Source organism: Marinoscillum sp. 108 (assembly GCF_902506655.1).
GTDB lineage: Bacteria > Bacteroidota > Bacteroidia > Cytophagales > Cyclobacteriaceae > Marinoscillum > Marinoscillum luteum.
The window spans coordinates 3,043,860-3,057,310 of the sequence record NZ_LR734808.1 but is presented as its reverse complement, the minus strand read 5'-3'; the positions used below and the strand labels follow the sequence as shown (position 1 = coordinate 3,057,310).

Here is a 13,451-nt window from a genome sequence, read left to right as displayed (position 1 = left end):
ATAAAAAAAAGCCAGTGAATTTCACTGGCTTTAGAAGTCTTTAAAAGAATTTGTATCGATTATCCTCAATCTCCGCGAACTCCTTGATGGCATTGTCAAGTGATTGTGAAACAAACACCGGAGTGAATGAAAGCGGGAAATTGGCAATTACTGTTTTTCTTCCTTGTCTCTCTGTGGCCACCTGAGTTTTGTAAGAAACATACTCATCCAAAGGCTCAGGGGTGCTTTTGGCTGTAGCACTCACTACCAATACCCCATTAGAGGTCTCAAACGGTGCAGTCTTCTCACCCTCATCCAGAGAGAATGCTACGCCCACTGCCTCAGGAGCAAAACCCACACTTGGGAATGAGTTGCTGTTCAGTGTCAGGTCTGCCGAGCCTGTTCTGGCTTTGTCGCCATATTCAGCTTTCATCCCTTCAAAGTCTGATGCTGAAAGACCCGCAATTTTATCCTTGATGTATTTGGCCTTTTTCTCGTTAAGAACTTTTGTTCTGATTTCATTTTCTACCTGAGCCAAGGTGGCGGTACCTTTTGGCTGTCTGGCGGTCATCACTGCCACCACATACTGGTCATCAAATTCCTTCACATCAGAAACTTTGTTCACAGAGGCTTCATTGTATAACCAAAGTACAATGTTTCGCGCGTCTGTGAGTACTCCCACTCTTGAATCGTTTTTACCAATGGCACTTGCTGAGCGAACACTCAGACCGGCCTCTTTTGCATTTTCTGCTAAAGAAGCTGCATCAGAGCTATTAGCTGCCAGCAGATCCGCCTGTCGGTAAATTTCATTGAGCGTAGCATCACTTTCGAACAGCTCTTTTTCGATGGTAGCCACTTTGTATACCGTTTTGGTTTTAGGTTCGTCTATCTGAATGATGTGATAGCCAAAAGAAGTTTCTACCGGATTTGGCAACAGGCCTGTTCCTCTATGAGCAAATACAGCGTCTTTGAACGGTTGCACAAAGTTGCCGTTTTCACCAAACCATCCCAGGTCACCACCATTGTTGGCGTTGCTCTTATCAGCACTGTTGATGGCAGCCAGCTCTGCAAAGTCAGCTCCCTTTTTCAGTTGACTGATGATGTCATTGGCTTTCCCTCTGGCCTCAGCTTTTGCTGATTCAGAGTTTCCGTCCATCTCTATAAGTATATGTCTTGCTTTCACGAAAGCCTCATCACCTTCTGTAATGTCTGAAAGCTTGCTGATGGCATATTTGTCACCTACCAGCGTTGGCTCTGTCACGGTACCCACTTCAGCACCTACTAACCCTACTGGTAGCAAGCCCGGATCGCTGATCGACCTGAACGGGCTCAGACCATCAGAATTCATATTGGCAAAGGTAGAATCGTTTTGGCTGTTAATCAGACCTTCTCTCAATCTGGTGATTTCTTCCTTTACAAACGCCGAGTCATCAGCTGATGGCTGAATGGGGAATACCACATAATTAAGACTTCTTGACTCTTCGCGCTGGTACTGCTCAGAATTGGCAGACAGGTAGCTTTTCATTTCAGACTCTGAAACGGTAAATAAGCTATCGGCCACACTGAAGAAAGGCACATAGAAGTAATCCACAGACATGTTGGTGCCTTGCGCTTCATACTTACTCTTAGCCTCGGCGGTAGTCACATAGTTGGTGAGCGCCAAAAGGTTTTCATATTTCTTTACCAAACGGTTTGGCTTAAGTCTGTCTTCGAAAGAGAGCCAAGATGCACGCTGCTGAGCAGGTGCGCTGTTGAGCTGCTGTAGGAAGGACACCACGTTCTCCCGGCTAAACTCACCTGTGTTGGGATCAGAAAAGAACTGCTTGATCTGAGGGTCGATGTTATTTCCCTGAACCATATCCACCACCTCAGAGTTGGTGACGGTGATTCCCAGTTCATCGTACTGTCCTTTGTATGCATAGTCCAGAATCAGCGCATTCCATGCCTGCACGCGGATCGTTTCGATCTCATCCGATGAGGGCTCCCGCTGATTGTTGATTGCAAAAATGTATGAGAGTTCACTAACCTTGGCCTGGAATTGCTCATAAGAAATGTCTTTACCGGCTATTTCTGCAATGGTAGTGTCATTTCCTCCAAGCAAAACGGAGTTGGATTGGAACAGGTCCGTCAGGATAAATGCGAACATAGAGAAAGCCACAAAGCCTACAACGACCTTGCCCATTCTCTTTCTTAAAGTATTAATCAGCGCCATATTTTTCTGTGCGTGTTTTTTTTAAAGACGGCAAAAATAACCACATGTACACTAATTAAAAAATGAATCTAAACCTTTGATTTACAAGGATTCTTCCTTGTCCAGAAGTGTAAGTTTCACTTTGTCAATGCGGTTTTCCTCCATCGTGAAAACTGTGAAATGAAATGGTGGTATTAAAATAGTCTCATTGACTGTGGGGATGTCTTCATGGAATGCCAGGATAAGTCCCCCCAGTGTATCATACTCGCCTACAGGCAGCCCCCATTCGTATTTGTCATTGAGGTAATCTACTTCATGCCGGGCACTTAGAATGAAATTATAATCATCAATTTTTTCCTCAACCAGGTACTCGTCATCATGCTCATCGCGGATTTCTCCAAAAATCTCCTCAATCACATCTTCCATAGTCACTATACCCGAGGTGCCCCCATATTCGTCCACCACCAGTGCAATGCTCTTTCGCTCTGTGATAAACTGAATGAGTAGCTCATTGGCCAGCATGGTCTCTGGCACGATGATGATGGGGGTAAGTATGTCCTTGATCTTTTCGGGCTTCTTAAACATCTCCACGGAGTGGCAATAGCCAATCACATCATCTATGGACTCCTTATAGACCAAAATCTTGGAATGACCTGTATCTATGAAAGCGCTTCTGAGTTCCTCAATTTTGTCACTCACATCCACGGCCTGAATTTCAGTACGTGGTATCATGCACTCACGCACCCGAATGGTTTTAAACTCTATGGCGTTGTTGAAAATTTTGGCATCTATCTCGGCATCTTCTTCCTTCTCTATGTTCAGGATGTTTTTCTTCACATAATTATTGAGGTCTGTCAGGCCAAATACCGGCTTGTCCTCAGAATATTCAAACCTCAGGATCTTGGTAATAATGAACCTGGAAATGAAAACGATCAGTAAAACCACCGGATACAGGGCGTAATAGATCAGGGCCATGGGCAGTGCAAACACTGTCAGCATGGTATCCGGATTCAGCATAAACAGGCTTTTCGGAAGGAATTCAGCTGTGATCAGGACAATAAGCGTGGAAATGAGCGACTGCAGGATTAGCACTACTATGTCTTCGGTAAGTGCTTCAGGCAGCACTGTGTACAGCCAGGGCTCAATAAATTTGGCCATCAGAATACCATAGAGGACAATACTCAGGTTGTTGCCGACCAGCATGGTGGCCAAAAAGGAGGATCTTCTGGTGACAAACTCTGAGAGTACCCGACCAGTGAAGCTTCCTTTCTTGCTCATTACCTCTATGTGCAGCTTGTCCGCAGAAATAAAAGCAATCTCAATACCGGAAAAAAAGGCAGAGAACAAAAGGCATGTTAAAATTCCTAAATAAAGGGAAGGGTCTTCCATTGGTGGTAAAAATACTATTTCTCTTGTTCGCGCCTACTTTTTCTGTAACCGAATAAAAATAACAATCCTAAACTAAGCATAAAAATACCATATGCATGGCCAATTCCTAAAACCATGGTTTCATAGATGCCCATCACGAAAAAAGCCACGGCCAATGAAAACAGAATATAGTCCAGTAGTTTCATTATTCTTCTAGGAGGAGTGTTCCCTGAGGTTTCAAAATCTTATACGAGGTAAAGTCCTGATCCGCTGTGAGTCCTTCCCCGGTGTGAACTTCATCGTCAGATTGAATGGTCACAAATCTGTCGGTGTAAAACTGCTCATCCTTGGGACTCCAGTACAACTCTTCGGTATTCAGCTCATCGCCCTCCTCAATGTTTTTCACCACCACATTACCCTCTGCTCTGTAGAGGTTGTCTTTTGCTGTATAGTAGACATAATCCGCCCGGAAAGTAGAGACCACCTGACCATCATCATCCAGGTACTCAAGGTAGAGCGCCTCGGGCCACTCTCTGTCTCCACCCTCATAGTTGAGTTGCTTGGCAGCCTTAAGTCTTAAAATCACCTTAGCCGAATCGCTCATTTTGGTATTGATGCTGTCCATGATCACCAGTGGGCCATCATACAGTGGCTCATCGATGAGCTCCTTTCGGTTCTGACAAGCGCCCAATGCCACCAATATCCCAATCAGCGCAATACCCCAAACAAAAAAACGGTCATGGGTTACCACCATGACCGTTTGATCGTATTTTTTTAGTGAATTAATTCGCTGGTCTTCTTTCAATTTGAACTGATTCGTTTATCCAACAATCTACCGTGATCGACTGTCCTTCTTCTTTTCCTTCGCTGAAAATCTCCTCTATAGAAGGAAACTGTGCTTTGGCACTGGTCATTTTCTCACTGTCTCCGGCCTTCTGGTACATCTCGTAAGCCGCAATAAAAATCGCTCTGTCTTTCACTTTGCTCTCGCCGGCCTTGCAGTCGTTGAAGCTATTCATATAAAGGTCACCAATGAAAGCATAAGCATCTTTATTGGATGGGTCAAAGGCAAGTGCCTTACGTGCATTGGATCTCGCAGCAGCTTTACCTCCCTGTGAGGCCACTGTTCTTGCCAGGCTCAGGTAAACTTCAGATTTTTTAGTATTATCATCTGTCAGCTCCACAGCCTTTTCATAGTATTTTTTAGCACGGTCCAGATCTCCTTCAGAAGCTGCCTTCACCCCAATGAACTTGGCGATCCCAAAATTAGGCTCAACTTCATTCACTGCTATGGCTACTTCCATGGCCAAAGGACTGTCTGTACACTTCTGCTGTAGCATCAGACCAAAAATCTTTTTCGCAAGATTGATGTCTTTAGTTTGTTTGAATTTCGGTCCAAGTTTTTCCTGAATGAAATCACAGTCCACATCCACTGTGGCTGTCAGGAGCTTATCCACATAATCTGCCTGTTTTTCCAGACTGCTGGCTTTGCCTCCTTCTGCTATTTTCACTTCTATAATGTCTTTGATCTTGGTATACTTCTCAAAAACCTCCTCATCGGTGATTGTCCCGCCAGACAATTTGTATCTCCTGATCACATCCATATAGGCAGTCAGGTTGTTGATCAGTACATCATTGCCATTCAGCTCAAAGGCTTTATTAAAAAGGTCGTAAAGTTCTTTGTACTTTGGCTGATCGTCTCTGTAGTATTTGTAAGCCACATAGGCCTTTCGGTTCAGCACATCAGCCTCACTATTGAAATACTTGATTCGCAAATCGTACATTTCGAGGGCTTTTCCCTGATATTCCAGGGTCTTGGCTTTGTCATCTGTATTGTCAGCAAGCCCTTCGTATATTTTGGCCCCGTTGATATAAATGGAAGCATTCAGATCCGGGGTATTCTTCAGTAGCCAGGAGTGAGGGCCCAAGGCTGCCTTCCAGTTCTCAGCTCTCACGAAATCTGTGTAGAGCGCATTCTTTTCTTTTGCCTTATCCACTGAGTCGCCCCAGTTCCAGCCTGGTTGAGCGATTGCCATAGTGGCCAACCCAACGATAAATGCTAAACTTAAAAGGTGCTTAGTAATAGAATTCATAAGCTGTTTTTTTAATCGTATCTTCTTTTTACAAACCAGCGGTCATTAATCGTTGCTCCGATCACCACCTGAAAATAATTCTCTTTTATGAGATTGCTATCCGTTGTCCCTCTGGTGCCAAACTTAAAGGCGGCATCCAAACTGGAAAAACCACTCACAGGAAAAGAGGCACCAAAATTAATACCAAAATCATTAATTTCTCTATTATTTACCAGATAAGGTAGCTGCTTCATGTTCATTCCCATGCGATAAGTCGTCCGCTTCAAGTAGCTGTTTACACTCTGATAGTCGGGCGTCCATGATACCCCAACGGCCACATTTTGGGTGTTTCTCAGGCTCACGGCCGTTGTTTTTTCATTTGCCGATTTCCAGTTTTGTGTTTTCACATCTACCCCTACCTGAAAAGTATTTAGCAATTCATAAGAAACTCCCAGCCCAAAAGTTTTTGGCAAAGTGAATTCTGTTTTGATGTTTTCTTTTATGATTTGAGTCTGAACCGTGGTACCGGTTAGTCTCAACCGTTGAAATATCTGGTTTTCCGTGCCCTCCAATGTATTGGAGAGGTCGTAGGTAGCTCCAAAATTGAGAAATTTCTTTTCCTGCAAAATCCACCGGTAAGAAAGGCCAAGTGAAAAGTTGAAATCTGAATAGGCAGTGGACTCCAGGTAGGCAATGGCGTAGTTAGAGCTGAAGTCTTCGCTGAAGATCTGAACTCGTGATTGTCGATCTATTGTGCCAAAAACATAGGATGCCTTCACACCCAGGGCCAGGGATTTGTAGATTCTAAAACCATTGGCCCAAATGAGCTGAGAGAGCCCACCATCTCCCTGAAACTGGGTAATGCCCAAAACACCAGTATCTATGCTATCCTGACTATAAGTATGGTATTTCACAGAGCTCAATGGAAGCAGAGCAAAGCTGGTGGTCCATCGGTTTCTGATCACCGGGAAACTCATGGCCATAAATCGCAGGCTGGCACCACTGTCCTTGTCTTTTCCTACTGTACTTTCATGATTTCTGAAATCCCCGATCAGGCCAACCTGAAAAGAGCTGAAGGTATTGTGAGTGAGCAATGCCGGGTTTTGTAAATTGATGTGCCAGGGTGTAGGCGAGCCTATCCCTACCTCGCCCATGCCATAATTATTCGGCATCCCCTGAAAAAGCACCTCTCCCAATCCATTGTTGGAATACGGTGAAGCGATAAATTGTGCCGACGCACCAGCACCTATCAGGAGGGCAAAAACAATGATCCCTGTTTTGTGGAAATTCATTTATTATAGTTCAGTATGGTATTCAAGCCTGTCAGGACCAAATCAAAGTCTGCAAAGATGGGTGCTTTTAGCTTGGATTCAAAGTAGTTAGCATCTCCGCCGGTGAGGATAACGGCCAAATCCTCATATTCTTTCAGGAAAGCTTCAATAAAGCCATCCATTTCATGCACCACTCCGTCAAAAGCTCCCGTGACTAAACACTCCCGAGTGGTTTTTCCCTGAGTTTTTAAAGGAATTTCTTCCCATTCTGCACTCACATCTGGCAGCCGTTTGGTGAAATGTGACATGGCTTTCATCCTCATCTTCAGGCCCGGGGCGATGGCCCCGCCTCGGTATACCCCCGTCTTGTCTACCAAATCATAGGTAATGCAAGTGCCTGCATCAATCACCAGACAGCTTTTCTTGTAAAGATGAAATGCCCCAACTGAAGCTGCTATGCGATCTACTCCGAGTGTTTCGGGAGTTTGGTAATCCAAAGAGACAGGCAGAGGTGTATCTCTGGACAGTATCAGGTGATCCTTCAAAGCGCTTATCCGGCTATGGGCAGAGGGATCATCCCCTACTGAGCTAAAGATCCAGCGATAGCTGGCTTTCTCATAGTGCTGAAAAACCTCCTCCAGATGATCCGCAGCAAAACGCGAAACCAGCCGCTCCCCTTCGAAAATCGCTGTTTTAATTTTCGAATTTCCAATGTCTACCACTACATTACCTTCGTTTTCCAAAATCCCTGGCTCAAATCAAAAACCCAAAAGTAACTACCCTTGACGGAATATTATGCAATCGGAGTAATGTCGGGTTCGTCTCTGGACGGACTGGATGTATGTTTATGCAGGTTCATCAGTGAACAGGGCTGGTCATTTGAAATCATTAAGAGTGAAACCATCGGCATTTCTCCGGAAATTACCACACAACTAAAACAGGCAGATCAGTTGACAGGTCGGGATCTGGCCCTGCTGGATATCCAATATGGCCGGTGGATTGGAAATGTAATCAACGACTTCCTGAAAGACCTTTCTCTGCCCATAGCTGTGATCGGGGTACATGGACACACTGTATTTCATCTGCCGGGGCAGCAACTTTCGATGCAGATAGGAAATGCTGAGGCCATATGTGTTATCACTCAAACCCCGACTGTCGGTGGTTTCAGGGGAATGGACGTCTTAATGGGTGGGCAGGGAGCTCCTTTGGTTCCTTTCGGAGAAAATCAACTCTTGCCTGATTATCAGGCCTTCGTAAACCTGGGGGGAATCGCCAATGTATCTGTGCACACCCACCAAATCAGGGCATGGGACGTAGCCCCCTGCAATCAAATCCTCAATCACTTCGCCAAACAGCTGGGTCATGTGTTTGACGATGGAGGTCACCTGGCCTCCTCAGGACAAATGGATATGCCATATCTCGCATACATCAGAAGCCTGGAATACTTTCATCTGCCACCGCCAAAGTCGCTAAGTAACCAATGGTCGGCGCAGGTACTTTCAAATGCCCCTGAAAACCCTGCAAATGGGCTGTACACCTATTCCCACTTTCTGGCCGAGCAGCTGGCCAATGACCTGAGTCAGGTTCAGGGCAAAGTGATGCTAACGGGTGGTGGTGCCTACAATGACTTTTTGATTCAACTCCTCAAGGAAAAAGTGTCCCCTGATTTGGAGATTCTCCTGCCCGCTCCCCAGCTCATAGACTTCAAAGAGGCCCTCATTTTTGCCTTTCTGGGACTAATGAGGACCCTTCGCCTACCCAACGTCCTCTCTTCAGTAACTGGCGCTCAGAAAGATACTGTTTCCGGCACCTTACATCTGCCAGGATAGGTACCACGGGTCATTTATTTGTTTAAATTTGGCACCCGATTAAAAACCCCAAAACCCCAAAAATGAAAGATCTACTTAAGAAGTTTGAAAACAAGAAGCCCGAAATCGTTTTCGAATGGTCAGACCCCGAAACTGAAGCCGAAGGCTGGGCGGTCATTAATTCCCTCAGAGGTGGAGCCGCTGGTGGTGGCACGCGTATGCGGGTAGGCCTGGATAAGCGCGAGGTGGAGTCGCTGGCTAAAACCATGGAAATTAAGTTTACGGTTTCAGGCCCGCAGATAGGTGGTGCCAAATCGGGCATCAACTTTGACCCCAATGACCCAAGAAAAAATGAAGTCCTGAAAAGGTGGTATAAAGCAGTATACCCACTTCTTAAAAATTACTATGGCACTGGTGGCGACCTTAATGTGGATGAAATCCATGAGGTTATCCCCATTACCGAAGGCTTTGGCCTGTGGCATCCGCAGGAGGGGGTGGTAAACGGCCACTTTAACCCGCCTAAGCCTCAGAAAATTCATATGATCGGCCGCCTGAGACAGGGGGTTTCCAAAATCCTGGAAGATCAAAACTACATTCCTACTTCAGACAAAAAATACACCGTTTCAGATATGATCACCGGGTTTGGAGTAGCTGAATCCGTGCGTCATTACTATCAACTCTGGGGCGGAGACATCACCCAAAAGAAAGCAATCATACAAGGCTGGGGCAACGTAGGCGCCACTGCTGCGTTGTATCTATCTTATTATGGTGCCAAAATTGTGGGCATCATAGACAGAGATGGCGGTATCATCAATGAGAACGGCCTTGGTTTGGAAGAAATCAAGAAGTTATTCTACGACCGCCAGGGTAATAAACTAATTGCTGAGGATCAGCTTTCTTTTGCTGAGTGCAATGAAAAAATCTGGAACATAGGCGGGGAAATTTTCATCCCGGCGGCTGCGTCCAGACTTGTCACTCAGGATCAGGTGGAAGGACTCATTTCACACGGTTTGGAGGTGGTAGCATGCGGAGCAAATGTGCCGTTTAAAGACGATGCCATCTTTTATGGACCCATTGCAGAATATGTAGACGAGCGAGCAGCATTAATTACGGATTTTATATCCAACTGTGGTATGGCCAGAACCTTTGCCTACCTGATGGATCCAAAGAACGATAAAAAAATAACTGATGATGAAATCTTTACTGACATCTCCAAAACAATTGCCACTGCTTTGGATAAAGTTTATCAGCAAAATCCGGGCAAAACAGGTCTTGGGAGAGCAGCATTTGAAATCGCACTGTCCCAACTTATTTAAACCCACGCTTGCTTTTCAGTTGGCAAATGATAATTTTAGGGACGAAGAAAAGACCCAAACGCCTCAATGAATAAATATCTAAAACTTTTCCTATTTGCTTTTGCCATTTCGGGAAGCATAATTGGATATGAGGCGTCAGCATCCGACCTTTCTCAGGATCATCAAGAAGTAAGCAGTGAAGCCACTGACGAGACGGTCAGTGGCGACCATGCTGAAGAAGCTCATCACGGACCGGCAGGCTGGAGCGTGATTCCCTTCGCGGTGTTGTTGCTGATGATTGCTACCGGACCCCTGTTTTACGAGCACTTCTGGCATAAAAACTATCCCAAAGTAGCAGTGGCATTAGCTGTGCTAGTGGTGTCGTATTACCTTTTTGGTCTGGGTAACCACCATAGCCCTGTGCATGCGCTGTTTGAGTATGTACAGTTCATTGCCCTGCTCACCGGGCTTTTTGTGGCATCTGGAGGCATCATGATCATTGTGGACAAGAAGGCTGCTCCCCTTACCAATGTTGCGCTGTTGGCCTTTGGAGCCATCATTGCCAACATCATCGGTACTACGGGTGCTTCCATGCTTTTGATCCGTCCTTTCATTCGGCTGAACAAAAACAGAATCAAGTCCTATCACATCATCTTTTTCATCTTTGTCATCAGCAATATTGGTGGTTCACTTACTCCAATTGGTGACCCGCCCCTTTTCCTTGGTTTTTTGAAAGGGATTCCTTTTTTCTGGACGCTCTCTCATAACCTCTTACCTTGGATTTTTGCGGTTATCCTCTTGCTGATTGTATTCTATTTTATGGATAAGGGAAACAAAGCTGATTATTCCTTTGGGGAAGAAATAGCGACACCAACAGGAAAGATTGGCCTTCGGGGATCCCGAAATTTCATCTGGCTGGCGGTTGTTGTGGGGGCAGTTTTTCTGGATCCGAATGTGTTTCCCTGGGTGCCGGGCATTCATTACGAAGGTCAGAAGTTTTCTTACATCCGCGAGATCATCATGCTGGCCGCGGCTTACCTCTCTTACCGGTTCGCGGACAAGCAAGCGCTAAGCGGTAATGATTTCAGCTTCGAGCCCATTCGTGAGGTGGCTTTTATCTTTGTGGGGATTTTCGGTACGATGATGCCTGCTCTGGAGTTAGTGGGCAATTTTGCTAAATCGCCGGAAGGTGCAGCGCTCATTACGCATAACACGCTGTATTGGGGCACTGGTTTACTTTCAGGATTTTTGGATAATGCCCCTACTTATGTCAACTTCCTGACGGCTGGTATGGCGGCAGATGGGGCCAGTATCAACAAAGTGTCTGAGGTCATCGGCTATTCACAGGGTGCGTATGCCAACTCTATCTTAGAGCTCAAGGCGATTTCCATCGCAGCAGTATTTTTTGGAGCCATGACCTATATCGGCAATGGCCCCAATTTTATGGTGAAATCCATCGCGGAGCAGGTGGGTATCAAAATGCCTTCGTTTTTCGGATACATTCTCCGTTTTTCGATCCCGTTCCTGGTACCTCTGTTGGTAATCGTATGGTTGGTATTCTTTTACTTCGAATGGATCTAACTAAACTACAGCGAAGCCTTAAAACAAGGCTTCGTGAAGTTTGATTAGTGCTTCTTTCTTATACTCCTCAGCTACCAGCAATGAAATATTGTTTCGGCTTCCTCCGTATGAGATCATTCTGAGTGGTACTTCATCCAATGCATTGAAAATGGCACTGCCCACCCCTTTGCGTTCAGCAATGAGGTCACCTACGATGCAGATGATCGTCTGATTCTTATCAATCTCCACGGTACCATATTTAGAAATCTCCGCTTTGATCTCTTTAAGGAATTCCGAATTGTCAATGGTGAGTGACACGGCTATCTCTGAAGTAGTGATCATGTCTATCGGTGTCTTGTACTTTTCGAAAACCTCGAAGACTTTCTTCAGGAAACCGTAAGCCATTACCATTCGGCTCGATTTGATTTTGATGGCCGTGATGTGGTCCTTGGCAGCAATGGCCTTCACAGCCTCTGGCTCCTGCTCCGCCGAGATCAGCGTGCCATGAGCAGCCGGATCCATGGTGTTTTTAATTCGCACGGGCACCTCGTGCATCTGAGCAGGGACAATACAATGTGGGTGCAGCACTTTGGCACCAAAATAAGCCAACTCACTGGCCTCCTCGAAACTTAATCGGGCAATGGGATGAGTGGTCTTGATGATCCGGGGATCATTATTGTGCATCCCGTCGATATCCGTCCAGATCTGAACCTCTTCTGCTCCCAAAATGGCACCGATAATGGTTGCTGAATAATCACTACCGCCTCTTCTCAAGTTGTCTATTCCTCCGGCTGCACTCCGGGCGATATAGCCCTGTGTGATAATGATGTTTTCCTTTTGACCTGCCAGTAGGTGATCCAATTTGACCTTGGTGGTTTTCAGATCCGGTTCGGCTTCTTTGTCCAGGGTCATAAAATCCTGCGCCATGATCATCTCACAACGTTTACCTGTCATTTTGAGGTAGTCGGTGAAAAACCTTGTGGAAAGTATCTCTCCCTGGGCCACCAACATCTTCGCTACCTGATCAGAATATTTCTGATGGGCCAGTTGCTCAATGTTGTCAAAAATCTCGTCTACAAAAGCAGTATTTTGGGAAGCAAAGTCTTCCTTTGGAAACAACTTCCTTACAAAATCATAATACTTCTGTCTCAGATCCTGAGCCACGGCGATGGCTTCTTCGCGTTGATCATTGGCACAGAACTCGCCTATGGAAACCAGAATATTGGTAGTACCGGATACCGCAGACAGCACCACGATTTTCTTACCAGAAACCCCTGTGATGATCTCTGCAACCTCTTGCATTCTCTCCGGGGAGCCTACTGAGGTCCCGCCAAACTTTAAAACTTTCATCCCTAAAACCTTGATTTATTTAACACTCAACATTTTCACCGCTGTGGCAGCGGCTTCATCTCCTTTATTTCCATGTCGGCCTCCGGCACGGTCCATGGCTTGTTTTTGGGTTTCTGTGGTCAGTACACCGAAGATCACAGGCTTGTCATATTTGAGGCCCACTTCGGTAATGCCATTGGCACATGCCTGACAGATAAAATCAAAGTGTCGGGTTTCACCTTGAATGACACAGCCAAGGGTGATCACTGCATCAATATCGTTTCTTTTGGCCATCCACTGAGCTCCCAGACTGAGCTCGAAGCTTCCAGGCACGTTCATACGTTCTATGTGCTCACGGGTAGCGCCCAGTGCCATGAGGGTTTCGAATGCTCCGGAATACAGGGCCTCGGTGACCTCTTCATTCCACTCTGAAACCACTATACCAAACTTCGCTCCGGAGATATCCCTGATCCCTGAAGTTTTATTGTCGCTGAGATTTTTTAAAGCTGTAGCCATAAAGCAAAAAAAGGGATAAAGCTAGCTGCCTTATCCCTTAGATTTCATGTTTTGAAATTCTA

Annotated in this window: 11 protein-coding genes; 3 read left to right on the top strand and 8 right to left on the bottom strand. The window is 45.7% G+C overall.

Annotated elements, in window-relative coordinates; translation table 11 throughout:
- Window positions 1-40: 40 nt before the first annotated feature.
- From GV030_RS12175 to GV030_RS12150, 6 genes are all read right to left on the bottom strand, one after another.
- Entirely contained in the window at window positions 41-2,191 is a 2,151-nt protein-coding gene (locus tag GV030_RS12175; protein ID WP_159582586.1) for a peptidylprolyl isomerase, read from the bottom strand.
- A gap of 81 nt (window positions 2,192-2,272) precedes the next feature.
- Window positions 2,273-3,559, bottom strand: coding sequence for a hemolysin family protein (locus GV030_RS12170; protein ID WP_159582585.1), 1,287 nt, complete (start codon window positions 3,557-3,559; stop codon window positions 2,273-2,275).
- 184 nt (window positions 3,560-3,743) lie between these two features.
- Window positions 3,744-4,343: an LPS export ABC transporter periplasmic protein LptC gene (gene lptC, locus GV030_RS12165; protein ID WP_159582584.1), complete on the bottom strand. Its 600-nt coding sequence runs from the start codon at window positions 4,341-4,343 to the stop codon at window positions 3,744-3,746.
- A complete protein-coding gene (locus tag GV030_RS12160; protein WP_159582583.1) occupies window positions 4,321-5,631 on the bottom strand; it encodes a hypothetical protein in 1,311 nt (436 codons plus the stop codon). Before GV030_RS12160 ends, lptC begins: the two co-directional genes overlap by 23 nt.
- An 11-nt stretch (window positions 5,632-5,642) precedes the next feature.
- Window positions 5,643-6,902, bottom strand: coding sequence for a hypothetical protein (locus GV030_RS12155; RefSeq protein ID WP_159582582.1), 1,260 nt, complete (start codon window positions 6,900-6,902; stop codon window positions 5,643-5,645).
- Window positions 6,899-7,624, bottom strand: coding sequence for a type III pantothenate kinase (locus GV030_RS12150; RefSeq protein ID WP_159582581.1), 726 nt, complete (start codon window positions 7,622-7,624; stop codon window positions 6,899-6,901). The genes GV030_RS12155 and GV030_RS12150 overlap by 4 nt, the downstream gene beginning before the upstream one ends.
- 39 nt (window positions 7,625-7,663) lie before the next feature.
- On the opposite strand from GV030_RS12150, the gene GV030_RS12145 reads away from it, so the two are divergent.
- From GV030_RS12145 to GV030_RS12135, 3 genes are all read left to right on the top strand, one after another.
- A complete protein-coding gene (locus GV030_RS12145) occupies window positions 7,664-8,710 on the top strand; it encodes an anhydro-N-acetylmuramic acid kinase (RefSeq protein ID WP_159582580.1) in 1,047 nt (348 codons plus the stop codon).
- A gap of 62 nt (window positions 8,711-8,772) precedes the next feature.
- Window positions 8,773-10,005, top strand: coding sequence for a Glu/Leu/Phe/Val dehydrogenase dimerization domain-containing protein (locus GV030_RS12140; protein WP_159582579.1), 1,233 nt, complete (start codon window positions 8,773-8,775; stop codon window positions 10,003-10,005).
- Window positions 10,006-10,071: 66 nt separating this feature from the next.
- On the top strand, window positions 10,072-11,565 hold the full coding sequence (locus GV030_RS12135) for a sodium:proton antiporter (RefSeq protein WP_159582578.1): 1,494 nt from the start codon (window positions 10,072-10,074) through the stop codon (window positions 11,563-11,565).
- An 18-nt stretch (window positions 11,566-11,583) separates the two neighbouring features.
- Here GV030_RS12135 and GV030_RS12130 read toward each other — a convergent pair whose 3' ends face one another.
- Together GV030_RS12130 and ribH are read right to left on the bottom strand one after the other, a co-directional pair.
- On the bottom strand, window positions 11,584-12,894 hold the full coding sequence (locus GV030_RS12130) for an aspartate kinase (RefSeq protein ID WP_159582577.1): 1,311 nt from the start codon (window positions 12,892-12,894) through the stop codon (window positions 11,584-11,586).
- A gap of 15 nt (window positions 12,895-12,909) precedes the next feature.
- The gene (gene ribH / locus GV030_RS12125) at window positions 12,910-13,389 is read right to left on the bottom strand and encodes a 6,7-dimethyl-8-ribityllumazine synthase (RefSeq protein WP_159582576.1); all 480 of its coding nucleotides are present in this window, start codon (window positions 13,387-13,389) and stop codon (window positions 12,910-12,912) included.
- Between the last annotated feature and the right edge of the window lie 62 nt (window positions 13,390-13,451).